Origin of the sequence: Allobosea sp. (genome assembly GCF_017308015.1) — a bacterium.
Classification (GTDB): Bacteria; Pseudomonadota; Alphaproteobacteria; order Rhizobiales; family Beijerinckiaceae; genus Allobosea.
The window spans coordinates 88,578-112,340 of the sequence record NZ_JAFKFW010000002.1 but is presented as its reverse complement, the minus strand read 5'-3'; the positions used below and the strand labels follow the sequence as shown (position 1 = coordinate 112,340).

The window sequence follows — 23,763 nt, the reverse complement described above, 5'->3', positions numbered from 1 at the left end:
CGTCACGCTCGGGCTTGACCCGAGCATCTCGTGACCTGCGCCCTCTCGGCGTGAGCTTCTCGGGTCAAGCCCGAGAATCGCGTCCGATCAACGGCTTGCCGTAGAAAACGGAATCAACTTCGCAACCGCCTGAAGCAGATCTTCAGCGAATTTCTCGCCCGATGACGCCGGCTTCGAGGCCGATCGTGATCTTGTCGGTGACGGCCCACTGGACGCCGGCCCGGGCTTCGGGGCGCACCGCGATGCTGCTGCGGCTGAAGGGCGAGGAGAAGTCGGTCGCACCGAAGCGCCAGGTCTCGTTGGCCGCGCTCAATCCCACCGTCGTGTAGAGCAGCACGTCCGGCGTCACCAGCACGCCGGCCTTCACCTTGAAGGCGCCGGCGAGGTCGCGCGTATAGGCGACATTGCCGAAGCTCGGATAGCCGTAGCCGCCGATGGCCGGCATGTAGTCGATCGTGCCAGCGACACCGTAGACGAAATCGCCTTCGCGCCGCATCGTTCCGGCCTCGATCCCGATTGTCGGGCCGGCGCTGGTCCTCATATGCTTGCTGCTGGTGACCTGGAAGCCCGAGGAGATAAGGGCATAGGACCCCTCCCATTTCGGCGACAGGCTGGGCTGATCCCAGGCGAAGGAGGGCAGCGGCGCAAAGCCGGAGAGGGGCAGGAAGGCCTGCGCCTGCGCCGATGCGCCCGCACCGACCAGAGCGGCGAGCGTCGCGGCGGAAAGAAGCGGAAATCTCACGTCGAAAGCATCCTCGCGACAGCGTACCCCGTCCGAACGCTAGCATGGAGCGAGGCGAATGTCGCGGTTTTGTGGCCTGGCGGCGGGGCCTCAGGCGATCTTGGTCCTGAGCTTGAGGAAGCGCAGGGTCCGTTCCGCCGTCGCGAGATCGAGCTTGTCATAGGCATCGACATCGTCGTCGACGTCGCGCGAGGAGAAATAGAGCCGTCGTGCGCGCAATTGCAGGATGGCGCGGAAGGCGGTGGCGCCGATGCCGAGCGAGCGACAGGCGACGGCAATGCCGCTGGAATCGCGTTGCATCAGCACGCGCAGCGCCTGTTCGATCGAGATGCCGGCGATCTCGGACAGCACCTGTGAGAGGTGATAGGCGCGATCCTCGTCGGCCAGCATGACGAGCACGTCGTCGACTTCGCGCACTTTGGCGGCAAGGTCGGAAAGCAGCAGCTTGACCTCGAGGCGTTGTTGACGTGCCTGGCGGGCGAGCGAGACGCCTCCTTCCGTGACGGGCGCGGCACTGCCGCCGTCGGAAAACTGTTCGACGATCCGCAGCACGCGCTGGGCGCGGTTCGGTGCGAGGTCGGAGCGACGGGCGAGCGCGCCGGTGATGGCGGCATCGCCTTCGCCGCGCTCCAGCAGCCGGTCGAAGCCGCGGTCCGAGAATGTCGCGCCTTCATTGGCGCTGACGGTGTGGAGCACCTTCTGATCGCCACGTTCGACGAGGATGTCGGTGACGCCCTCCGACAGGCGCGCGCGCTCGGCGATGGCGACGAGATGCTGCTGCGACTGGCTGACAGCGATGGCGGCGAGGTCGGTATCGGTCAGAACGGGAGAAAGCGACAGTACCAGCCGCGCGACCTCGGCATTGCCGTCGCCGCCGAGCGTGACCGCGACATTATGCGGCAGGGTCGGTATGGCGGCGACGCGATCGGCATAGCCCTTGCGGTCCTCGTCGCCGAGATGGCTGAGCGAGCCGGCTGCGATCTCGCCGTAATGCTCCTTCACGGTCTCGTTCGGGTCGTGGTCGAGCAGGAAGAGGTCGGTGACGGCGTGGAGAAGCTGCCGGCGCGAATCCGACGACATATCCGCCGGCATTCGGGTCAGGTTACGCAGCATGAGGGCCCCCGCGACAAAGTAGTGGCGTCACTCTGCGCAGATCCGGCTTGATTTACTCTTAAGGCGATCACGCTCTTTTCCGGACAACGGGGCGGTGACGCCCCGTTGTCTCGTCACTGATCAGCCCTGCTGCCCGGAAGAGACAGCCAGCTCGGGCTATGCGCAAGCGGGTTGTGCTCGCCTTGCCAGAACACTGTCGACCACCACCATGGCGATGAGCGACAGCCCGACCAGCGGAAAGACGAGCCCCCCGATGGCGAGCAGGGCGATCACCACCCGCAGCGTCGCTTTCTCATTCGGCAGCGGTGGCACGCCGAGCGAGCCCTGCGGGCGCCGTTTCCACCACATCGCCAGAGCCGAGACGCAGAGCAGGACGATGGCCAGGCAGGCGGCAAGCATCACGAACTGGTTCGCCAGCCCGAATTCCTGCCCCATATGAACGTTGATGCCCCATTCGAGCGCTTTGCCGAGCGGGCCGTAATCGGCATAGCTCATGTCGATCAGTGGCTTGCCGCTATACTGATCAAGATGGATGACGCGCTGCAGCGCCATGTCCTTCGGATAGACCGAGCCGCTATAGACCCCGCTCGGTCCACCGGGAAGGTTGACGGCATAGCCGCGCGTCAGGCCCAGTCGATCGAAGGCCGCGACGGCGGCGTCGAGGCCGATCGGCTCGCCGCCCGCCGCCTGGGATACCGGCAGCTTTGCCTGTTCGAGGGACCATGTCGTCGGCGCGACATGGGCGAGATGTTCGTCCGACATCGGCAGGGCGACGCGAACCCCGGCGGGATAGCCGAAATTATGGCCGTTGGCCCATTGATTGACCTTGGCGCCCCATAGCACCGACCAGGGCATGCCGGTGATCGCCAGGAACAGGATGAAGCCGCCGGCGACGAGACCGGTCACGGCATGGAGATCGCGCCAGAAGATGCGCTGGCGCGGCTTGCCCCTGACCGTGATCACGCCGCCGCTCTGCTTGCGCGGCCACCACAGATAAACCCCGGTCAGCACCAGCAGGATCGCCCAGCCGCCGGCAATCTCGATCACGCCATTCGCGATCGGCCCGAAATAGGCGAGGCTGTGGATCTGCCGGACCACCCACATCACCGTGCCCTTGTCCGGAATCTGACCGAGCACGCGAGCATCGTATGGGTCGACATAGACCACCATCCGCGTCCCGCTCGGATCGCGGATCGTGACCTCGGCGGAAGCGGTTGCCGTTTCTGGAGGGATGTATTTCACCGCCTGGCCGGGGAAGGCTTTCAGCGCCTGCGCGACGATCTCGAGGGGAGGCCGCTCGCTGGCCGTGCGGGCCTCGACCCGTTTGACGTCGCGATGGATCAGACCGTCGATTTCGGCCCGGAAAAGGTAGAGACCGCCGGTCACGGCCAGCAGGATGAGGAAGGGCAGGGTGATCAGTCCGGCATAGAAATGCCAGCGCCAGACGGCGCGATAGAGGGATGCGGTGGGCCGGCCCGCGCGTTCGGGCGCGGCCGCTGCCGTTGTGACGGTTAACATGGACAAATCCTGGTCTGAGCTGAAGTGAGGAGGAGCTTCAGACCAGGGCAGGCGGAGCGCGGGCGCCGAGCGGATAGCCCGGCACGGACGGAGACGAGACCTGTTCGGCCGGCAGTTTGCGGGCAAATGAGCGGGCAGGCTCGCGTGCGACGAAGACCGATGCGGGTGCGACCGGAGGCAACGCGATCGCCGCGGACAGGCACAGCGTCGCGCAGCAATCGGGCAGTCTCGCGCTGTCTCTATCCGGCGCAGGATCGGCCGGAGCCGTCTGGCCGGGCGCACAAAGTGGATGGACGAGATCGGGCGAAGGCTGCGCCGACAATCCGGCCGCGAGCGCGACCAGCGTCGTCTGCAGGACGAGGACATAGACGGCGACGAGCGCGATCGCGCTCCTTCGCCAGCTCATCCGTCCCGCAGCTTTCGTCATGAAGTCAGGCTTAGCCAATCTGCACGGCCAGCGGAAGCGGGCGTCGTGACGCGCCTGTTCACGCAGGCAGGCAGGCCGGACCGAGCGGCTCGAAACTCTTGTAGGTCAGGACGAATTCCTGGTGGCCGAGCTCTTCCGATTTTGTCCGGCCGCCCTGGCCGAGCGAGACCACGAGGTTGCGGATCTCGGTGCCGACCTCGTCGAGCCCCGCACGGCCTTCGAGGATGCGCCCCGCATCGACATCCATATCCTCCGCCATCCGGCGATAGGTCTCGGGGTTGGCGCAGATCTTCACCACCGGCGAGATCGCCGAGCCGACGACCGAGCCTCTGCCCGTCACGAACAGCACGCAATGCGCGCCGCAGGCGATCAATTCGGCGATCTCGGCATTGTCGTTGATATTGGGGAAACCGAAGCGAACCTCGCCATCCGGCACGACGTCGAGCAGGTAGAGTCCGCCATGCGGCGGCACGTCGCCGGGCTTGATCAGGCCGGAGATCGGCGAGGCGCCGGATTTGGCATAGGCGCCCATCGACTTCTCCTCGATGGTCGAGAGCCCGCCTTCGGCATTGCCGGCCGCGAAGGATCCGTAGCCCAGCGTGGCATAGTAGCGGGCGGCCTTGGCCACGGATTTCTCCAGCTCCAGGCCGAGCTCGTGCGTGATCGCGCGCGCCGCCATGATGTGCTCGCAGCCGATCAGTTCGCCGGTTTCCTCGAAGATGCAGGCCGCGCCTTCCGCGATGAGCTGGTCGAAGGCGCGGCCCGCCGCCGGATTGCCGGTAATCCCGGAGGTCCCGTCCGAGCCGCCGCAGACCGTGCCGATCACGAGCTCGGAGACCGCCATCGGCACCGTCTCCTGCGCGTCGAGCTGGGCACGCTGTTCTTCGACCCAGGCCCGGCCCTCGCGGATCGAGGCGCGGGTGCCGCCCGTGCCCTGGATGATGATCGTCTTCACCGGCCGGCCGCTGGCGCGCACCGCTCGCTCCAGGGCGTATTTGTTGAAACTCTCGCAGCCGAGCGAGACCAGCAGCACCGCGCCGACATTGGGATGGGTGCAGAGTTGCTCCATCATCCGCTCGGCATAGGGGTTCGGGTAGCAGCCGGGGAAGCCGATGGCGTGGACGCCTTCCTCGCGCCAGGGCAGAGCGATCTCGCGTGCGACATGGTGAGCGCATTCGACGAGATAGGCGACGGCGATCGTGTTGCGGATGCCTTTGCGTCCGTCGGAACGCAGATAGCCGCGCATCGTGCTCATGCCGAGGCTCCCGCCTTGCGTTCGTCTTCTAGATGATAGGTCGGCGTATAGTCGCTGCGCATGTTGTGGACATGGACATGCGCGGCCGGCGCGATCGTCTCGGTCGCGACGCCGATCGGCGCACCGTATTTCAGGATCTTCTCGCCGGCTGCAATCGCACGACGGGCGACCTTGTGGGCGAGCGCAATGTCGCGATCGAGCGCGGCCGGGCCGGAGTCGGTCTCGATCGTCTCGCCGGCCTTGAGGCGAACCCGCGCGACGAGGACATTGTCGCGCGGATCGAGCAGGATGAGGCGCGGATCGTGGGTCATGGTGAGCCGCCCTTCGAAAGGAGGGAACGCGTCAGAACTTGCCGTACTGGAGATAGGCCTTCTGCGGATCGGTGCCGGCGAGGATCGCGGTGCGGACCTTGTTTTCGGCCGAGATCGCGGCCTCCGACTTGTCCAGGACTTCCTCGATGATCTCGGTGGGGATGCGGACGACGCCGTCGCGATCGGCGAGGATGTAATCGCCCGGCCGAATCCAGACCTCGCCGATCTTGATCGGCTCGTCGACCGCCTTGGGCAGCCAGGCGCCGACGATATCGCGCGGCGTATAGGCCTTGAAATAGGCCTGGAAGCCCATCTCGACCATGAATTCGGTGTCGCGCGAGAGCCCGTCGATGACGCAGCCACGCACGCCCTTGTTCTTCAGCGTCTCGGCCGAGAGCTCGCCCATCAGAGCGACTTCTTCGGTGTTCGGCTGGCAGACCCAGACATGGCCGGGCTTGGCGGCGGAAAGCAGGCCGGTCCAGCTAAGCAGCGTCTCATGCGCGTCGAATTCGCCGAACTTGCCTTCGACCGTGAAGGCCGGCCCCGCCAGCTTCTGGCCGGGCAGAAGCGGGCGCAGTTCCGGGGGCAGGACAAAATCCGTCAGGCCCATCGCCCGCATCGTGTCGTGGATGATGCCGGTATAGCAGCGCTCCAGCCTGTCGGTCAGTTCCTGGCTCATCGTTCCTCCGGTCAGGCCACTGTCATGCGGATCTGCCGCCGGGCCGTTGCCGCTAGAGTGTCGGGAGGAAGCAGACACGGCAAGCGCGTTTTCCGCGCGTCGCTGATGCGTTTCAATCGGTTGAATCGCCGCGGTTCACCCGTTCCCAGCCCTGCGGCATCAGGCGCTCCTGCGGCAGGAAGCGCGCCTTGTAGGCCATCTTCGGGGAACCCTCCACCCAGTAGCCGAGATAGACGTAAGGCAGGCCCAGGCGGCGCGCCCGGGCGATATGGTCGAGCACCATGAAGGTGCCCAGAGAGCGCAATTCCAGACCGGGATCGTAGACCGAATAGACCATCGAGAGTCCGTCGCGCAGTGTATCGGTCAGAGCCATCGCGAAGAGATCGCCTTCGCCTCGCCCGGTGAATCCGGAATCGGGGCCGCGGCGGCGATACTCGATCAGGCTGGTCTCGACATGGGTGTCCTCGACCATCATCGCGAAATCGAGCGCCGACATCGTCGCCATGCCGCCGTCGGGGTGGCGCTCGTCGAGATAGGAGCGGAACAGGGAATAATGCTCGGAGCGCGGCCGCGGCGGCAACGCCTCGCCGATCAGGTCGCTGTTGCGGGCGAGCACCCGCCGGAAGCTGCGCGATATCCGGAAATCGTCGACGCAGACCCTGACTGAGACGCAGGAGCGACAAATCTCGCAGGCCGGGCGATAGGCGATGCTCTGCGAGCGCCGGAAGCCGCCCTGCGAGAGCACGTCGTTGAGCTCGCGCGCCCGCGATCCCACGAGATGCGTGAACACCTTCCGCTCCTCGCGCCCCGGCAGATAGGGACACGCGGTCGGCGAGGTCAGGTAGAATTGCGGGGCATCCCGCAATGGGCGCGTCACGTCGGCTGGCTCCCCGGAAGCTTCCGACTCTCAATGTAACATCGGCCGCACCGGCAACAAGCGCGGCGCGGCCGATCAGGAGTGGTTTCGCGGTCTTTTGACCTGGCTCAAACGGTCAGGCGCGGACGATGACGAGTCCGGTCAGCAGGTCATGGCCCATGCGCCGGTCCTCGCGGGCGAAGCCGCAGGCGACATCGACGAGCCAGAGCAGAAAGGTGCCGGCGGCGACATAGAACAGCAGCGCATGCACGGCCGCCGCCAACCCGTCGGGACGGCCGCCGGTAGCGGTCTCGACCCTGAGGCCCGCTATGCGCATGCCCCAGGTCGACTGCTTGCGGCCGCCGATCGTCAGTGCGGCATAGCCGAGTGCGGTCGCGACCGTCGCAATCGGGATCAGCAGCCAGGTCGCGCCGAAGGTGACTACGCCGAGCACGAACAGCAGGAGGAAGACCAGCCAGCCGAGGAAGAACAGCACGACGATGTCGACGAGCCAGGCGAACAGTCGCGAGCCGAGAACGCCGCTGACGTTCTGGTAGGGACGCGGCTCCAGCGCCGTGACCGGCGGCTGGCCATAACGGGTATCGCTCATCGGGACTTCGACCCTCCATCGGCGCGCGGAATGCGTGCCCGGGAGATAATGTTTGTTTAGCGGGCCGGTTCTGCAAGACCACGCGGCAGAATCCGCCGCGGCGCGAAGCCGTTCTTGGCCAAGGCATCCTCGATCGCGCGCGAATGCGCAGCCCCGCGCGTCTCCACGGTAACGTCGAGCGTGACGCCCTTGGCGGGTACGTCGAGGAAGAGCCGGCCATGGCTGACCTCGAGGATATTGGCCCCTTCCTCGCCGAGCAGGCTCGCGATCTTGCCGAGCAGGCCGGGCCGGTCGCTGGTTGTCAGGCGGAAGGCGACGATGCGGTCGTCGCGCTCCAGTTCGCGCACCATGATCGCGGCGAGCAGGCGCGTGTCGATATTGCCGCCGGTGAGCACGAGTCCGATCTTGCGGCCGGCATAGCGCTCCGGCTCCTTCAGCATCGCGGCGAGGCCGGCTGCGCCGGCTCCTTCCGCGAGGCTGTGCTGAAGGCTGGCATAGGCGTTGACCGCGCGCTCGATCAGATCCTCGCCGACGAGGACGATGTCGCTGACGAGCGCCGAGATCACCGGAAGCGTCAATTGACCGACGGTCTTGACCGCGATGCCTTCGGCAAGTGTCGGGCCACCGATCGGCTGGTCCTGTGCCTGCACGGCATTGAAGAAGGAGGGGTAGAGCGTGGCTTCGACGCCGATCAGCTCGATGCCGGGCTTGATCGCCTTGGCTGCGACGGCGTTGCCGGCCATCAGGCCTCCGCCGCCGAGCGGGATGACCAGCACGTCGAGATCGGGTGCGTCTGCGAGCATCTCGCGGGCGATCGTGCCTTGCCCCGCCATCACGGCGGCGTCGTCATAGGGATGGACGAAAGTGAGCTGTTCGCTGCCTGCCAGTTCATGCGCCTTGTAGGCGCATTCGTAGAGCGTCTCGCCATGCAGCACGACGCGCGCGCCATGGGCACGCGTGTTCTCGACCTTCACCAGCGGCGTCGTCTCGGGCATCACGATCGTCGCCGGGATGCCGAAGCGCTTGGCGTGATAGGCGACCGCCTGCGCATGGTTGCCGGCCGACATCGCGATGACGCCGCGCGCCCGCTCGGCCTCGCTCAGCGAAAGCAGCTTGTTGACCGCCCCGCGCTCCTTGAAGGAGGCGGTCGCCTGCATGTTCTCGTGTTTCACCAGCACGGTCGCGCCGGTGAGCTCCGACAGGCGCGGTGCCGGCACCAGCGGCGTGCGCAGCACATGCCCCGTGATCCGCCCGGCCGCGGCGTCGATGTCCTCGGGGGTGATCGCGAAGTTTTCGCTCATGCTCGGGTCTCGATTCCGGTCGACGCTGACGGAGAACAGGGCCTCACACCCGTCGCGGCGTCAATTCGCCATCGCCGAAAAAGCCGCCGGGGCGCCAGATCAGCACGATCGCCAAGAGCGAGTAGACGGCGAGGTCGCGCTGTTCGATTGGCAGCGTCGCCGACCAGATCGCCTCGAAGGCAGCGATGCAGAGCCCGCCGAGCGCCGCCCCGCTGACCGAGCCGATGCCGCCGAGGATCGCCGCGACGAGCGCCTTCAGGCCGAGCGAGAAGCCGCCGGCGAAACCCATTCCGCCATAGATCGCGGTGACGATGACGCCGGCGATGCCGCAGCAGGCACAGGCGATGATCACCGCGACGTCATGGACCGCGCGCGCATCGACGCCGAACAGCGCGGCGGTCTTCGCATCGTCCGAGACGGCCCGCCAGGCTCGCCCAAAGGCTGTGCGCCGGATCAGTAGGACGACGCCGAGCGTGGCAGCAAGCCCGATCGCGGCGAGTGCCAACGCGAGCGGATTCAGCGTAACGATGAAATCACCGGCATGGGCCAGCGCGATCGGTGTGTTGAAGACGGGTGGCAGCCAGCGCAGTTCCGGCCCCTGTGCCAGCCGGAGATATTCCGACATCGCGATGGCAAGTCCGATCGTGGCGATCAGCATCTGCTGGCCGGTGGCGCGTTCGAGATGGCGCAGCACGAAGCGGCCCATGGCGAAGCCGTGCAGGGCACAGACGGCGATCGCGACGGTGAAGGCTACCGCCAATCCCGAAAGTGGTGTCGAGATCGAAAGCGAGAGCAGCAGAGCGACACCCACGACGGAAGCGAGCGCCCCCAGCGCCGCGAATTCGCCAAAGCTCAGGATGATCCGCCCGGTCAGCCCGTAGACGAGCGCATAGGCTGCCGCGAGCATGCCGTAGATCGCCGCAGAAGGCAGGGAGCTCAGGCCCTGCTGCAAGCCATAGGCGAGTCCGGCGGGGATGGCCGGCAGACTGTCTGCCTCCGGTTCTGCCGGGTCTGGCGGCGGCGAGGCCCGGTCCTCCAGATAGAAGCGGCGCAGCAGGTAGAAGCTCGCATCGGCCATGGGCCGTCCGTCCGAGGCGATGCCGATCATGGCGCCGCGGCTCGGCCCGGTTCCTTCGCTTGCAAACAGGCAATCGATGCTGCGGTGGCGCGACAAGCCGTCTCCGAGCTGGACCCGATAGAGCAGGCGGAGGGTCCGCGGCGCGGGCCCTTTGCCGGTCCGTTCGATCTCGATCCGGGCATTCGGCGGGTTGAGCGGCGGGATCGCCTGCCGGCAGAGCCGCATCTGATCGGTATCGAAATCGACGCCACAGCCCGCGAGGGCGAGCGTGGCGAAGGCCAGAATCGGCAGGAGGAGGGGGCGCATGCAGGCGCGACGGTAGCGCCTGCCGGGCCATGGTGTCATCCCGTGCGCGGTGCAGCGCGCAGCGATGCGCCGGAGACAGGGGACCATGTGACGAGAAGGCGCCCTTTCGGGGGCACGATCCGGCATCTGCACAGCGGCATTGCATGCCGCAGTGTGTGCGGGATGATATCCTCCGCTGCTGCGCTCTTCTGCTTACGCGCCGGCCTTCAGCTTCTTCGCAACGCGCGGCGCGAAATAGGTCAGCACGCCGTCGGCACCGGCGCGCTTGAAGGCGAGCAGGCTCTCCAGCATCGCCTTGTCGCCGTCGAGCCAGCCATTATTCGCGGCGGCCATGATCATCGCGTATTCGCCCGACACCTGATAGGCGAGGGTCGGCACGCGGAAATGGTCCTTCACTCGCGCCACCACGTCGAGATAGGGCAGGCCGGGCTTGATCATCACCATGTCGGCACCCTCTTCGAGGTCGAGCATCACCTCCGCGATCGCCTCGTCGGAATTGGCCGGGTCCATCTGGTAGGTGCGCTTGTCGCCGACGAGCGTCGCGTTGGTGCCGATCGCGTCGCGGAACGGGCCGTAGAAGGCCGATGCGTATTTGGCCGCGTACGCCATGATCTGCACGTCCTCATGGCCCTCGCCGTCGAGCGCCGTCCGGATCGCGCCGATGCGCCCGTCCATCATGTCGGAGGGGGCGATGACGTCGGCTCCAGCATCGGCCAGCGCGAGCGCCTGCCCGACGAGGATCTGGACGCTGGCGTCGTTGAGGACGCGCTCGCCTTCCATCACGCCGTCATGGCCGTGCGAGGTATAGGGGTCGAGCGCGGCGTCGCAGATGATGCCGATCTCCGGCACCTCGCGCTTGATCGCCCGCACGGCGCGGCACATCAGGTTGCCGGTATTGAGTGCCTCCGACCCGGTTGGGTCGCGCAGAGCCTTGTCCACATAGGGGAAGGGCGCGATCGCGGGGATGCCGAGCGCAGCGGCCTCGGCGGCCCGGCGCACGGCTTCGTCGATATTGAGGCGGTCGACGCCGGGCATCCATTCCACGGGCGAACTGGCCTCGCTGGAATCCATCAGGAAGATCGGCCAGATCAGGTCGTCGGTCGTCAGCGCCGATTCACGCACCAGCCGGCGCGACCAGTCCGCCTTGCGGTTGCGCCGCATGCGGCGCGTCAGGCCGAGCGACGGCACGTCGTCATGGCGGGATTTCGGGGTCGGGAAAGGCCGCACGACCGGGGATTCCATGGCGATTGCCTCAAGCGGTGAACTGTACGGGCGCGGCTTTCGTCATGCGGGCGAAACCGGCCATCGCTTTCCATAACACATCGGAACGATTCCAAAACAGGGCGCATGGTCGCAAGTTCGCGGAGTGCCTTCCTGAAGCCCTGCGCTTTGACAGTCTGGTCTGGGTGCAGGTCGTTACTGCAAAATGTCCTGGATTTCAGGTCCTTTGCCGGGAAGCGGAATTCTTGACTTCGCTCAAGGGGTGATAGGTCCCCAAATTTTCGGAAGGGGAGCTTGTGTCTCGGTTTGGATGGCGAGATTTGTGATAATCCAGATGTCTTCTGTTCTTCTGTGGACGATAAAACGTATGAAATAGATGTTGTTCTCGGTGGTAATTTTATAAATTATGTCTTTTCCTGTCTTTCCATAAAATCTATCGACGATTTTATCATAATAATAAGCTTTTCCGATAACATCCAGGCCGAGTATCGTTCTTTTGAATTGATCGCCATCATATGGGTTTCCAAGAATGCTTAAGGAGCGAACTGCTTTCTCAAATTTCTGGGCGGACAAGTTATCAATGAACTCGGTCACGATGGCTTCGATATCTTGAAGCTTGGCGCCCGCTTGAGGAGTCATGCCTGCTGTCTGTGCGAATCCGCTGAAGGCGGTACAAAAGAGCAGCGTGGCGGTGAGGAGCAGGCGAGTATACCTTAGCACGTCATCGTCTCCCAAGTCTGGGGAAGATGAGCGCAGATCTCGAGTTTTCGCAACCGTCACGGCGGTGTGACGTAGCGGATGAAGGATGGAAGCCTGTGGCTGGAGGGCGGTTGGCCCAGGGGGCTTGCATGCCGTTCTGGGAAATCTGACCTGGTCCCTCGCCTCTGGCCCGCTCGCGTTGACAAGCCATGCCCCGCCTTCCAGAACCGCTGCCCACGGAAGCGGGATCGGACCATGACTGAAGATCGCGAGATCATCTGCGAGATTCGCGGCGCCGCCGGCGTCGTGGTGCTCAACCGCCCGAAGGCGCTGAACGCATTGAGTCTCGGCATGGTCCGCGAACTCGCCCGCGCCCTCGACGCCTGGGAGAACAATCCGCAGGTCACGCGCGTCGTCGTCGTCAGCGCGAGCGAGAAGGCCTTTTCGGCCGGCGGCGACATCCGCTGGCTGCATGATTGCGGCAAGGCCGGCCGCCATGACGAGATGCTCGCCTTCTGGGGCGAGGAATACATCCTGAATCACCGCATCAAGACCTATTCCAAGCCCTATGTCGCGTTGATTGACGGCATCGTCATGGGCGGCGGCGTCGGCATCTCCCTGCATGGCAGCTACCGCATTGCCGGCGACCGCTATCTCTTCGCCATGCCGGAAGTCGGCATCGGCTTCTTCCCCGATGTCGGCGCGACCTATGCCTTGCCGCGTCTTGAAGGCGGTTTCGGCAGCTTCCTTGCGCTCACCGGCGAGCGGGTCGGCGCGGCCGATGCGCTGGCGGCCGGGCTTGCGACCCATGGCGTCCCGAGCGAGCGCATGGCGGAACTCGCTGACGCGCTGACCCGGCCGGGCTCTGTCGACGACATTCTCGCCGGCTTCACGCTGCAGCGCGGACCCGGCCCCCTGAATGCAGAGAAGGCGATGATGGCCTTGGCCTTCACCGCCGGCAGCCTGCCGGAGGTGATCGCGCGCCTGCATCAGGCTGCCGACAAGGGCAGCGCCTTAGCCGGCAAGCTGCTGCAGACCATCGCGGTGAAGTCGCCGACCAGCGTCGCCATCGCCTTCGAGCAGATGCGGCGCGGCGCCGGGCTCGATTTCGCCGAGGCGATGCGCACCGAATACCGCATCGTCTCGCGCATCGCCCGCGGCCATGATTTCTACGAGGGGGTGCGTGCGGTGGTGATCGACAAGGACCAGGCGCCGCGCTGGCTGCCGGCGACACTCGATGAGATCAGGCAGGCGGATATCGATGCCTATTTTGCGCCGCTCGGCGCCGACGAACTGAACCTGGAGGGCTGAGCTTGGGTCTGGGCGGAGACGGCGAGGCCCTGCGCGGTGCCGGGATGGGTGAAGCCGAAGGCAAGCGGGCGAACCGCTGGCGCGTTGTGCTCGTCTGGTTCCTGCGCCTGCTCTCGGCTTTCTGGCTCGCCAAGGGACTGACGGCCTGGATGGTGATCTTCGGACTGCCCGGCAATCCGCAGCCACCCTTCGAAAACCGCCTGCTGAGCTATCAGGCGATCATCGTCTATTTCGCGGTGATCGATCTCGTCGCCGCCGTCGGCCTCTGGCTGACCTCGACCTGGGGTGGCGTGCTCTGGCTGCTGGCCGCGATCAGCCAGATGCTGCTCGGATTCTTCTTCCCGCGCTTCGTGCCGATGACGGCCTGGCTGGTCGGCCTCTATATCGGGCTGATCGCCGTCTATTTTCTGGCAACGTGGGCGGCCGAGAACGAGGCCGAATAGCAGGTTTCCGTGGCGGCCGCTTCGCTCGTTCGACCTCTCGATTGCCCCGAGTCATGGTAAGAATCGCTTTAGCTTAAGCGTTTCTGGCTTCACTTAGGATTCACCCAAAGGGGTAAATCCCTGATTCATCCTGATATTTAAACTCGTTTTCATCCGCTCCAGCTTATGGTGTTTTTCAGAAGCGGACCGGGAGGCAAATCCTGGCCGACACACAACAGGCGGGATATACCATGAAAGCGAGCGTCAAGACTTCCGAGGTTGCCAAGACTGGCGATGCAGATCTCAACGTGAAGCCTCTTTATCTTGAGTCCCTCACGCTGGTGGAGCGCCTGCATCGCCGTCTGCTCGATGTCATCAAGGATGAGTTCGAGCGCCGCGGCCGTGACGACGTCAACAGCGTGCAGGCCCTGCTGCTCTACAATATCGGCGATGCCGAACTCTCCGCTAGCGAGCTTCGTACCCGCGGCTACTATCTCGGCTCGAACGTCTCGTACAACGTCAAGAAGCTGGTCGAGCTCGGTTATCTCCACCATGCCCGGTCGCGCATCGACCGCCGTTCGGTCCGCATCAGCCTGACGGACAAGGGCGCTGCGGTGCACGATATCGTGAAGGGCGTCTACGACAAGCATGTCCGCACGGTCGAGCAGATCGGCGGCATCGCGGCCGATGACTTCGAGCGGATGAATAACGCCCTGCTGCGCCTGGAGCGCTTCTGGACCGACCAAATCCGCTACAAGCTCTGAGATATCGGCTGCTTTCCGGCGATTGCCGTATGCCCGCCTGCCGGAGCACGGCTGGGACGACGTCCCGGCCGTGCCGGCGCGCTTTTCGGTTTGGGTCGGGGTCCCGCTGTGGTTTTGCCGCCATGCATGCGGCAAAAGAGGGCCATGCCCTAAATTCGCCTCTGTCATCACGCCTCGTTAACTGTGCTAGGACACGGTCGACGGTTGAAAGCTTGTCCGTCGCGCCATCGCCTCGCCAGCGTCGCCCGTTCCGGCGACGTTTTCTTGTGGCGAGCGTGCTTGCGTAAAGTCTTGAAGAGGGAAGAGATGTCGCAATTGAGCCTGACCCGCCGCGAAACCGTGCTGGCCCTGCTGTCGGGCGCTGCCACGGCGGCCGCGGTTCCGGCGTTCGCCCAGCAGGCAGAGTGGCGCCAGAGCTACGATGCCGGCGCGCGCAACGCGGTGGCGCGCTCCTCGACGCCGATGCTGTCGCCCGAGGCGCTGCAGGCTACCGAGCAGGCGATCGTGGCCTATCGCGACCTCGCTGCGCGCGGTGGCTGGCCACAGGTTCAGTTGCCTGAGCGCATGAGCGTGGGCGCCAAGGGGCAGGGCGTGGTGGCTCTGCGCCGCCGCCTGATCGTCACCGGCGATCTCGACGAAGCCGCAGGCGACAGCAACGTCTATGATTCCTATGTCGAGGCGGGCGTGCGCCGCTTCCAGTCCCGGATGGGTCTCTCGACGACCGGCTCGATCAATCGCGCCACCATTGCCGCCCTCAACGTCCCGATCGACCGCCGCATCCGGCAGCTTGAGACCAATGTCGTCCGGCTGCGGAGCTGGTCCGGCAATCTCGGCGGACGCTATGTCGTCGCCAATATCCCGGCCGCGATGGTCGAGACCGTCGAGAACGGCCATGTCGCGACCCGCCACGCCGCCGGCGTCGGCAAGATCGACCGTCAGTCGCCCTTGCTCCAGACCCGGATTCCCGAAGTCAATTTCAACCCGACCTGGACGGTTCCGGCCTCGATCATCCGCAAGGATCTGATCCCGACCATGCGCAAGCAGCCGAACTACCTGACGGAGAACAAGATCCGCATTATCTCGCCCAGCGGTGGCGAGATCTCGCCCGCCAGCGTCAACTGGAATTCCGACGAGGCGACGCGCTACACCTTCCGCCAGGACCCGGGCGGCGAGTTCAACTCGCTCGGCTTCGTGCGCATCAACATCCCGAGCCCGCATGGCGTCTACATGCACGACACGCCGTCGAAGGGCATCTTCGGCGACGATTATCGCTTCGTCTCCTCGGGCTGCATGCGCGTCCAGAATGTGCGCGACTATGTCGCCTGGCTTCTGAAGAACACGCCCGGTTGGGATCGCGCCAAGATCGACGAAACCATCCAGTCCGGCCAGCGCGTCAACGCCCGCATCGCCGATCCGGTAGCCTGCTACTGGGTCTATGTCACGGCCTGGGCCACGCCCGATGGCGGCGTGCAGTTCCGCGACGACATCTACAACAAGGATGGCCTCGGCCCGGCCCCCGTCGCGGCGTTGCAGGGCGATCAGGATATCTGACGTTCCAGTCTCGCGCGCTCAGGAAAAGCCCGCCGCCTTGCGGCGGGCTTTTTCATGGATTGCCGGCGTCAGCGTGTCAGCCAGGACGGCGCGACATAGCCGACGCAGCGCGCTTCCCCGGGGCCTGGGTTCATGACTTCGAAGGCCGAAACGGGGCAGTTGTTTCCCGGTGCGGGGTTGTTGAGGCGAGAGACGTTGCTGTAGCCGTCTGCAGACCAGCGATAGACGCTCGTGGAGCCGCCAGGATAATATTGCCTGGTTACCGTCCAGGTTTCGGCTGCCGCTTCCTGGCCCATCAACGGTATCGACAGGACGAAGGCACTCGCGCCCCCGAGAAGGACCTTCTTGAGCTGCGTTGAGATCGGCACAGCCGAATCCGGAACGCGGCTCGCGTTCTGTTTTGGGGCGTTCTGTGTCATCGAGAGGCATCCAGTGTTGCGCTGGGTCACCCGCAGCAAACCGCAAGCCATAATTCGTTAACCATAAAGATGGGCGCTTGATGTCCGCTGCCGCAGCTGCTCGCTTTCGGCTTCGCGCAACGTGGGGCAGGAACTTGGTGTCGCTACGCGACTCATCTGGATGCCAGAGCTTCCGGGTATTGCCGAGGGGGCTTTGCGCCGGCCGTTCGTCCTCGGTTGCCCTCGTCGGAGGTCCTGGAAAACCGGCGTTCGAAACCCCGGGAGCCGGAGAATTGGCGGCTGCGGCGATGCAGCTTTTCCGCCGCGGCATCTATCGCTTGGACAGCCCCCCGCCCCATGATAGGGGAGCCGCGACGAAGCCGGGCGCCCACCGGCCGTTGAACTTCAGGAGCCGGACATGACCGACGCCGCGCTGGACAAGCACCTCTCGAACTCCTTCTTCGGGGCTTCGCTGCACGATGCCGATCCCGAGATCGCCCGCGCGATCGACCTGGAGCTTGGTCGCCAGCGCGACGAGATCGAACTGATCGCCTCCGAAAACATCGTCTCCCGCGCCGTGCTCGAAGCGCAGGGTTCGGTGATGACCAACAAATATGCCGAGGGTTATCCGGGCCGGCGCTACTATGGCGGTTGCCAGTTCGTCGACATCGCCGAAAAACTCGCGATCGAGCGCGCCACGCGCCTCTTCGGCTGCACCTATGCCAACGTTCAGCCGAACTCCGGCTCGCAGGCCAACCAGGGCGTCTTCATGGCCCTGATGCAGCCCGGCGACACCTTCATGGGCCTCGACCTCGCTGCCGGCGGTCACCTGACCCATGGCGCGCCGGTCAACCAGTCCGGCAAATGGTTCAACGTCGTCTCCTATGGTGTCTGCGTCGTCGATCAGATGATCGACTATGACGCGATGGAGCGCCTCGCCGTCGAGCACAAGCCGAAGGTCATCGTCGCCGGCGGCTCGGCCTATGCCCGCCACTGGGACTTCGCCCGCTTCCGCGAGATCGCCGACAAGGTCGGCGCCTATTTCATGGTCGACATCGCCCATTTCGCCGGTCTCGTCGCCGGTGGCGCGCATCCCTCGCCGTTCCCGCATGCCCATGTCGTCACCACCACGACGCACAAGACGCTGCGCGGCCCGCGCGGCGGCATGATCCTGACCAATGACGAGGCGATCGCGAAGAAGGTCAATTCGGCGATCTTCCCGGGCATCCAGGGCGGCCCGCTGATGCATGTCATCGCCGCCAAGGCGGTCTCGTTCCACGAGGCGCTGCAGCCGGAGTTCAAGACCTACGCCCACGCCGTCGTCGCCAATGCAAAGGCGCTGGCAGAGACCTTGAAGTCGAAGGGCTTCGACCTCGTCACCGGCGGCACCGACAACCACCTGATGCTGGTCGACCTGCGCTCGAAGAAGCTGACCGGCAAGGCGGCGGAAGCCGCGCTCGGCCGCGCCCACATCACTTGCAACAAGAACGGCATTCCCTTCGACCCCGAGAAGCCCATGACGACCTCGGGCATCCGCCTCGGCACCCCGGCGGCGACCTCGCGCGGCTTCGGCATCGCCGAGTTCAAGCAGGTCGGCGAGTTGATCGCCGAGGTGCTGGACGGGCTCGCGGCCCATGGCGAAGAGGGTAACACCGCGATCGAGCAGGCCGTCACCGCCAAGGTCAAGGCACTGACGGCGCGCTTCCCGATCTACTGAGGCCGGGGCAGACAACCATCCGGATTCGAGCTCAGGGGAACGTGCCCTTGAGCTCGAACATGATCAGGTTCTCGGTCTGGTTTCCCATGTCTGGGCGGTTCCTGCGGCTGAGATCCACGCCCAGCTTCAGGCTCTCGGCCACCTTGTAGGAGGCCTCGGCGCTGCCGGTGACGTTGTCGTCCTTGAGATGAGCGGCAACCGACAGGCCGAAGCGATCCTTGTTGGCGCTGAGCCGCAAGGTCAGATCGACCTTCGGCTTCGTCAGGTCCAGCTTGTTGGCCGCGGTCAGGCTGATCACGCCGTATTTGAGGCCGACTTCGCTGGTGATCTCGGGCGCCTTCGCGTTGGCGGTGACGATCTGCAGCGACAGATCGACCTTGAGCTGCTCCCATGCCAGCTTGCCGGTCACTTTCCCGCCATAGCGTTCGGCCGTCGGATCGAAGATCAGGCCGCTGACGCCGAGCTTCAGCGCGCCGACCTTCAGCACCTCGAACTTGAGCTTTTCCAGCTCCCGGATGCCCATGCCGTAGACCGAGCCGGAGGGCTTGGTGACATAGAGCGCGACGCCGGCGCCGACCGCGAGCACCGCGCCGACGACATAGAGAACACCCTTGTTGTGATCGACCCAGACGCCGAGCGCCGATGATTTCGCCGCGTCCTCGAAATTCTTGAGCTGCTTTTCCAGAGCCTTGAACTTCGACGATTCCTTGATCTGCTTGAGATAGGCCTCGGTCGCGGCAGTGCGCACGCCGTCCATGACGGAGGATTGCAGCTTGCCGATCTCCTCGGGGGTCAACTGGGAGCTGGTGTTCGGGCTGCGGGATTTTGCGAAGCTCAGGACGGCATTCTCGGCCGCTTTGAGCAGGGCGGGATTCTTGAAGGTCTGGATGAGGCGTTCCGGAGACCGGGCGATCTCGGAATCGAGAAGGTCGAAGGCCAGCAGCACCAGGCCGCCGAACGCTTCGCTCATGTTGCCATCGTTTCCTGCCATGTTAGAAGCTCCGCCGCGTGTGCTGTGAGGATCGAAGTTTGGTCGTCCCGGCATGCTCCGAGGTTCATCGCGGCCGCATCATAGCAGCAGCGGCGCCTTGACGTCTGGCGCGGGAACCGGCGCCGGAGCAAAGAAGCGTCGGCCGTCTCGCCCACTGGGCATTCCGAAGGATTCGTGCATGCGCTGCCCTTATTGCAGCTCCCTCGATACGCAGGTGAAGGATTCCCGTCCCACCGACGATCATGCCTCGATCAGGCGCCGCCGGGTCTGCCCGGATTGCGGCGGCCGTTTCACCACCTTCGAGCGCGTGCAGTTGCGGGAATTGACCGTCGTCAAGCGCTCGGGTCGGCGTGCGCCCTTCGATCGCGACAAGCTGGAGACCTCGATAGCTCATGCCCTGCGTAAGCGCCCGGTCGCGCCGGAGCGGACCGAGCGCATGGTCAATGGCATCGTGCGCCAGCTCGAAAGCTCGGGCGAGGCGGAAATCCAGAGCTCGGCCATCGGCGAACTGGTGATGGAGGGGCTCAAAGGTCTCGACGATGTCGCCTATGTCCGCTTCGCCTCGGTCTACAAGAATTTCCGCGAGGCCAAGGATTTCGAGGAACTGCTCGGCCAGCTCGGTACGATCGAGGAGGAGGGCGTCTCCGCCCCGCCGCGTCGCGCCGATGACTGATCCCAGGGCGCTTTCGGGCGACGAAAGCGCGTCCGGCCGAAAGCGGGATATCGACCGCATCTTCATGCGCCAGGCACTCAGTTTTGGCGCGCGCGGCCTCGGTACGACCGCGACCAATCCCTCAGTCGGCGCCATCGTAACCCGTGACACGCCGGACGGTCCCGTGGTCGTCGCGCGTGGCCATACTCAGCCCGGCGGCCGGCCGCATGGCGAGGCCCATGCCTTCTCGCAGGCCGGCGCGGCCTCGATGGGCGGCACGCTCTATGTCACGCTCGAACCGTGCTCGCATCGCTCGGTGCGCGGTGGCATCCCTTGCGTCGAGTACACCATTCTCTCGGGCGTCAAGCGCGTGGTTTCGGCGATGTCCGACCCCAACCCCTTCATCGCCGGGCTCGGCCATGCTCTGCTGCGCACCGCCGGCATCGAGGTCACGATCGGCGTGCTCGAGGACGAGGCGCGCCGGGCCCATCGCGGCTATCTCACGCGCATCACGCAAGGTCGCCCGATGGTGACCTTCAAGATCGCCCGCACCGCCGATGGTTATGCCGGCGGGGCAGGGGGCGTCCCGCTCGCCGTTTCGAGCCCCGTCGCCGGTGGCTGGGTCCATCTCCAGCGCGCGCATCACGACGTGATCATGCTCGGCATCGGCTCGGTGCTTGCGGACGATCCGCAGCTCACCGTGCGCCTGCCCGGACTGGCGGATCGCTCGCCGATCCGCGTCATCCTCGACACGCATCTGCGCCTGCCCCTGACCTCTAAGCTCGTCCGCACGGCCCACGAGGTCCCCGTCTGGGTGATTGCCGCCGAGACCGCGCCGATCGAGCCGGAGCAGGCGCTGGTCGCTGCCGGCGTCGAGGTCATGCGGGTCTCGCTGGGACCGGACGGTCATCTCGACCTTCGCGAGGCGCTGACTTTGCTCGGCACGCGCGGTATCAACCGCGTCTTCTCGGAAGGTGGGCCGCGTATCGGCGAGAAGCTCGCGCTCGCTGGCCTCGCCGACGAGGTCATCGTCTCGACCTCCCCGAAAACGCTGGGGCAGCCCGGCATCGTTGCCGTGCGCCCGGGGCTTGCCGCGCAACTGACGGACCCCGATCTATACGCCCTTGTCGAGGCCGGTCAGATCGGCCAGGACCGTTTCGAGCATTTCACGAGGAGAGGCTGATGTTCACCGGCATCGTCACCGCCATCGGCGAGGTCGTGGAGGCCGAGCGCAAGGGGCCGAGCCTCAAGCGCCTCGCCATCGCTTGCCCCTATGAGGCCGATGGCATCGCCATCGGCGCCTCGATCGCCTGCGCCGGCGTTTGCCTCACCGTGACGGCGCTGCGTCCACGCACGGATGGCGCGCCCGGCTGCATCTTCCAGGTTGAGGCTGCCGCCGAGACGCTGGCGAAGACGCTGGTCGGTGATTGGCAGCCCGGCACGCGGGTCAATCTGGAGCGCTCGCTCAAGGTTGGCGACGAACTCGGCGGCCATCTCGTTGTCGGCCATGTCGACGGCCCCGGTCGCATCCTGAAGATCGATGCGATCGAGCCTGATCCGGACGAGCCATGGGGTGCGACCGCGCGCTTCCACATTCGCGCGCCGCAGGGGCTGGAGCGTTTCATTGCGACCAAGGGCTCGATCTGCCTCGACGGCACCTCGCTCACCATCAATACGGTCGAGGACGATGTCTTCACCGTGCTGCTGATTCCGCACTCCCTGACGGTCACCACCTGGGGGGAGCGCAAGGAGGGGGACTCCGTTCATGTCGAGGTCGATCTGATGGCACGGTATGCCGCGCGGCTTGCGGAGGCGCGCCCGCAAGGGTAACGAGCCCGATCACATTCCAAGAAGGATAGAAGAAATGGCCGGACCCCGGCAGACCTCGGCCGACAAGGCCGCAACTCCTGCCGTCGAGATCGACGGCGCCCGCGTCCTCGTGGTCGAGGCACGCTTCTACGACAAGTACGCCGACGAACTGCTGGCGGGTGCGCTTGCCGCGCTGGAAGAAGCCGGCTGCCGCGTCGATGTCGTCACCGTTCCCGGCGCGCTTGAAATCCCCTCGGCGATCGTCATCGGCCTGCGCGCCGCCGACGAGGCCGTCGACCCCTATGAGGCGGTCGTCGCGCTTGGCACTGTCATCCGCGGCGAGACCGGCCATTACGACATCGTCGCCGGCGAGAGCTCGCGCGCGCTGATGGATCTCTCGGTCGCCTTTGCGCTGCCGCTCGGCAACGGCATCCTGACCGTCGAGAACGAGGCGCAGGCCTGGGCCCGCGCCAATCGCGAGGACATGAACAAGGGTGGCGGCGCAGCCGAAGCCGCGCTCGCGGTGCTGCGCTACAAGCGCTCCCTGGCGGAGCCGTCCCAATGAGCCGCGCCGAGAAGCGGCGCGGGGCGCGGCTCTCGGTCGTGCAGGCGCTCTACGAGATGGAAATCGGCGGCCGTGGCGTCGTCGAGGCGATGGCCGAGTTCGAGCATTTCTGGATCGGCAAGGAAGTCGAGGAGATCGAATTGCCGGAGGCGGAGATCGCCTTCTTCCGCGACATTCTCGGCGGTGTCGTCCGCGAGCAGCGTCTCGTCGACCGCACCGTCGACGAGCTTCTCGCCAAGGACTGGCCGCTGAAGCGGGTCGAGGCCGTCGTCCGCGCAATCCTGCGGGCCGGCGCCTATGAGCTCGCCTTTCGCAAGGACGTGCCGGCCCGCGCCGTGATCTCCGAATATGTCGCAGTCGCGCGCGCCTTCTACGAGGGCGACGAGATCGGCATGGTCAATGCCGTGCTCGACCGCATGGCTCGCGACTTCCGCGCTGACGAGTTTGGTCCAGCCGGCGCCTGATGACCGAACCGTCCCGCCCCGGCGAATTCGAGCTGATCGCCCGCTATTTCGCGCCGATCGCCGGGTCGGGCGGGCTCGGCCTTCTCGACGACGCCGGCCTGCTGCGGCCGGGCCGTGGCTATGAGGTCGTGGTCACGGCCGACGCGCTCGTCGCCGGGGTGCATTTCTTCCCCGACGATCCGCCCGACGCGATCGGCTGGAAGGCGCTGGCCGTCAATCTCTCCGACCTCGCCGCCAAGGGCGCGAAGCCCGAGGGCTTCGTCCTGACGCTCGCTTTGCCGCGCGGCTGGACCGAGGGCTGGCTCGCCAGCTTCGCAAACGGCCTCGCCCGCATAGCCGAGGCGGCCGGTTGCCCGCTGATTGGCGGCGACACCGTCTCGACCTCGGGGCCGCTCACGCTCTCGATTACGGCCTTCGGCACGGTTCCGGCGGGACGGATGGTCCGCCGTTCCGGCGCAAAGCCGGGCGATGTCGTGCTCGTCTCCGGCAGCATAGGCGACGGCGCGCTGGGCCTGAAGGTCCACGGACCCGACAAGCCGGACTGGGTCGCCGCACTCAACGCCGGGGATTGCGCCTTCCTCACCGACCGTTATCTGCATCCCCGGCCGCGCCATGCGCTTGCCGAAGCGTTGCAGCGTCACGCCTCGGCGGCCATGGACGTCTCCGACGGGCTTGTCGGCGACCTCGCCAAGCTGCTGAAGGCCTCGGGCGTCGGGGCGGAGATCGATCTCGACGCCATCCCGCTTTCGGGTGCGGCACGCGCCGCGATCATGGCTGCTCCCGCACTGACGGAACTGGCCTGGACCGGTGGAGACGACTACGAAATTCTCTGCACGGCCCCGGAAAGGGAATGTCCTGCTCTGATTGCGGCGGCAGAGGGAACAATGCTCCTTCTGACGCCGATCGGGCGGATCTCGGACGAGGCCGGCATGGTGACCTATCGCGGGAAGGGTGAGGCGCGCAGCTTTGCGCAGGGCTCCTTCTCTCATTTCTGACAGCGGCG

26 protein-coding genes are annotated in these 23,763 nt (G+C 65.7%); 11 read left to right on the top strand and 15 right to left on the bottom strand.

Going from position 1 to position 23,763, the window contains the following annotated elements; translation table 11 throughout:
• Window positions 1-142 precede the first annotated feature (142 nt).
• The 13 genes from J0I42_RS00545 to J0I42_RS00485 form a co-directional block, all read right to left on the bottom strand.
• Complete coding sequence (locus J0I42_RS00545; RefSeq protein ID WP_291651732.1) at window positions 143-742, bottom strand: outer membrane protein; 600 nt, start codon at window positions 740-742, stop codon at window positions 143-145.
• Window positions 743-832: 90 nt separating this feature from the next.
• Window positions 833-1,855 carry a DUF2336 domain-containing protein gene (locus J0I42_RS00540; RefSeq protein WP_291651729.1) on the bottom strand — a complete coding sequence of 341 codons (1,023 nt, stop codon included), beginning with the start codon at window positions 1,853-1,855 and terminating at the stop codon, window positions 833-835.
• Window positions 1,856-2,011: 156 nt separating this feature from the next.
• Window positions 2,012-3,373 (bottom strand): PepSY-associated TM helix domain-containing protein, encoded by a 1,362-nt coding sequence (locus tag J0I42_RS00535; RefSeq protein WP_291651727.1) that lies wholly within the window; start codon window positions 3,371-3,373, stop codon window positions 2,012-2,014.
• Window positions 3,374-3,410: 37 nt separating this feature from the next.
• Window positions 3,411-3,800, bottom strand: a complete 390-nt coding sequence (locus J0I42_RS00530; RefSeq protein ID WP_291651725.1) for a hypothetical protein — start codon at window positions 3,798-3,800, stop codon at window positions 3,411-3,413.
• A 58-nt stretch (window positions 3,801-3,858) separates the two neighbouring features.
• On the bottom strand, window positions 3,859-5,055 hold the full coding sequence (locus J0I42_RS00525) for a UxaA family hydrolase (protein ID WP_291651723.1): 1,197 nt from the start codon (window positions 5,053-5,055) through the stop codon (window positions 3,859-3,861).
• Window positions 5,052-5,366 (bottom strand): UxaA family hydrolase, encoded by a 315-nt coding sequence (locus J0I42_RS00520; protein WP_291651720.1) that lies wholly within the window; start codon window positions 5,364-5,366, stop codon window positions 5,052-5,054. Before J0I42_RS00520 ends, J0I42_RS00525 begins: the two co-directional genes overlap by 4 nt.
• A gap of 31 nt (window positions 5,367-5,397) precedes the next feature.
• The gene (locus J0I42_RS00515; protein ID WP_291651718.1) at window positions 5,398-6,045 is read right to left on the bottom strand and encodes an RraA family protein; all 648 of its coding nucleotides are present in this window, start codon (window positions 6,043-6,045) and stop codon (window positions 5,398-5,400) included.
• A gap of 112 nt (window positions 6,046-6,157) precedes the next feature.
• Window positions 6,158-6,922 (bottom strand): arginyltransferase, encoded by a 765-nt coding sequence (locus J0I42_RS00510; RefSeq protein WP_291651717.1) that lies wholly within the window; start codon window positions 6,920-6,922, stop codon window positions 6,158-6,160.
• Window positions 6,923-7,037: 115 nt separating this feature from the next.
• Window positions 7,038-7,511: an RDD family protein gene (locus J0I42_RS00505; RefSeq protein ID WP_291651715.1), complete on the bottom strand. Its 474-nt coding sequence runs from the start codon at window positions 7,509-7,511 to the stop codon at window positions 7,038-7,040.
• Window positions 7,512-7,567: 56 nt separating this feature from the next.
• On the bottom strand, window positions 7,568-8,812 hold the full coding sequence (locus tag J0I42_RS00500; protein WP_291651714.1) for a threonine ammonia-lyase: 1,245 nt from the start codon (window positions 8,810-8,812) through the stop codon (window positions 7,568-7,570).
• Window positions 8,813-8,855: 43 nt separating this feature from the next.
• Complete coding sequence (locus J0I42_RS00495; RefSeq protein WP_291651711.1) at window positions 8,856-10,196, bottom strand: branched-chain amino acid ABC transporter permease; 1,341 nt, start codon at window positions 10,194-10,196, stop codon at window positions 8,856-8,858.
• A 192-nt stretch (window positions 10,197-10,388) separates the two neighbouring features.
• Complete coding sequence (hemB, locus tag J0I42_RS00490; RefSeq protein ID WP_291651709.1) at window positions 10,389-11,438, bottom strand: porphobilinogen synthase; 1,050 nt, start codon at window positions 11,436-11,438, stop codon at window positions 10,389-10,391.
• A gap of 234 nt (window positions 11,439-11,672) precedes the next feature.
• The gene (locus J0I42_RS00485; RefSeq protein WP_291651707.1) at window positions 11,673-12,137 is read right to left on the bottom strand and encodes a hypothetical protein; all 465 of its coding nucleotides are present in this window, start codon (window positions 12,135-12,137) and stop codon (window positions 11,673-11,675) included.
• A gap of 234 nt (window positions 12,138-12,371) precedes the next feature.
• On the opposite strand from J0I42_RS00485, the gene J0I42_RS00480 reads away from it, so the two are divergent.
• The 4 genes from J0I42_RS00480 (at window position 12,372) to J0I42_RS00465 (ending at window position 16,164) form a co-directional block, all read left to right on the top strand.
• Entirely contained in the window at window positions 12,372-13,427 is a 1,056-nt protein-coding gene (locus J0I42_RS00480) for an enoyl-CoA hydratase/isomerase family protein (RefSeq protein WP_291651705.1), read from the top strand.
• A 2-nt stretch (window positions 13,428-13,429) separates the two neighbouring features.
• Window positions 13,430-13,870, top strand: a complete 441-nt coding sequence (locus tag J0I42_RS00475) for a DUF6163 family protein (RefSeq protein ID WP_291651703.1) — start codon at window positions 13,430-13,432, stop codon at window positions 13,868-13,870.
• Window positions 13,871-14,100: 230 nt separating this feature from the next.
• Window positions 14,101-14,613, top strand: a complete 513-nt coding sequence (gene ldtR / locus J0I42_RS00470) for a transcriptional regulator LdtR (RefSeq protein WP_291651701.1) — start codon at window positions 14,101-14,103, stop codon at window positions 14,611-14,613.
• A gap of 306 nt (window positions 14,614-14,919) precedes the next feature.
• The gene (locus J0I42_RS00465) at window positions 14,920-16,164 is read left to right on the top strand and encodes a L,D-transpeptidase family protein (RefSeq protein WP_291651699.1); all 1,245 of its coding nucleotides are present in this window, start codon (window positions 14,920-14,922) and stop codon (window positions 16,162-16,164) included.
• Window positions 16,165-16,232: 68 nt separating this feature from the next.
• Here the strand turns inward: J0I42_RS00465 and J0I42_RS00460 are convergent, their stop codons facing one another.
• Window positions 16,233-16,583 (bottom strand): hypothetical protein, encoded by a 351-nt coding sequence (locus J0I42_RS00460; protein ID WP_291651697.1) that lies wholly within the window; start codon window positions 16,581-16,583, stop codon window positions 16,233-16,235.
• Window positions 16,584-16,980: 397 nt separating this feature from the next.
• On the opposite strand from J0I42_RS00460, the gene glyA reads away from it, so the two are divergent.
• Entirely contained in the window at window positions 16,981-18,279 is a 1,299-nt protein-coding gene (gene glyA, locus J0I42_RS00455) for a serine hydroxymethyltransferase (protein WP_291651695.1), read from the top strand.
• A gap of 31 nt (window positions 18,280-18,310) precedes the next feature.
• On the opposite strand, the gene J0I42_RS00450 is transcribed toward glyA, so the two are convergent.
• Entirely contained in the window at window positions 18,311-19,249 is a 939-nt protein-coding gene (locus J0I42_RS00450) for a hypothetical protein (RefSeq protein WP_291651693.1), read from the bottom strand.
• 199 nt (window positions 19,250-19,448) lie between these two features.
• Here J0I42_RS00450 and nrdR point away from each other — a divergent pair, with 199 nt between their 5' ends.
• The 6 genes from nrdR to thiL are packed head-to-tail and all read left to right on the top strand — an operon-like array spanning window position 19,449 to window position 23,755.
• Entirely contained in the window at window positions 19,449-19,943 is a 495-nt protein-coding gene (gene nrdR, locus J0I42_RS00445) for a transcriptional regulator NrdR (protein WP_291651690.1), read from the top strand.
• A complete protein-coding gene (gene ribD, locus J0I42_RS00440) occupies window positions 19,936-21,105 on the top strand; it encodes a bifunctional diaminohydroxyphosphoribosylaminopyrimidine deaminase/5-amino-6-(5-phosphoribosylamino)uracil reductase RibD (RefSeq protein WP_291651688.1) in 1,170 nt (389 codons plus the stop codon). Before nrdR ends, ribD begins: the two co-directional genes overlap by 8 nt.
• A complete protein-coding gene (locus J0I42_RS00435) occupies window positions 21,105-21,752 on the top strand; it encodes a riboflavin synthase (RefSeq protein WP_291651686.1) in 648 nt (215 codons plus the stop codon). The genes ribD and J0I42_RS00435 overlap by 1 nt, the downstream gene beginning before the upstream one ends.
• 34 nt (window positions 21,753-21,786) lie before the next feature.
• Window positions 21,787-22,296, top strand: coding sequence for a 6,7-dimethyl-8-ribityllumazine synthase (ribH, locus tag J0I42_RS00430; protein WP_291651684.1), 510 nt, complete (start codon window positions 21,787-21,789; stop codon window positions 22,294-22,296).
• Window positions 22,293-22,760: a transcription antitermination factor NusB gene (gene nusB, locus J0I42_RS00425; protein WP_291651682.1), complete on the top strand. Its 468-nt coding sequence runs from the start codon at window positions 22,293-22,295 to the stop codon at window positions 22,758-22,760. The genes ribH and nusB overlap by 4 nt, the downstream gene beginning before the upstream one ends.
• Window positions 22,760-23,755, top strand: a complete 996-nt coding sequence (gene thiL / locus J0I42_RS00420) for a thiamine-phosphate kinase (protein WP_291651680.1) — start codon at window positions 22,760-22,762, stop codon at window positions 23,753-23,755. Before nusB ends, thiL begins: the two co-directional genes overlap by 1 nt.
• Window positions 23,756-23,763: the final 8 nt, after the last annotated feature.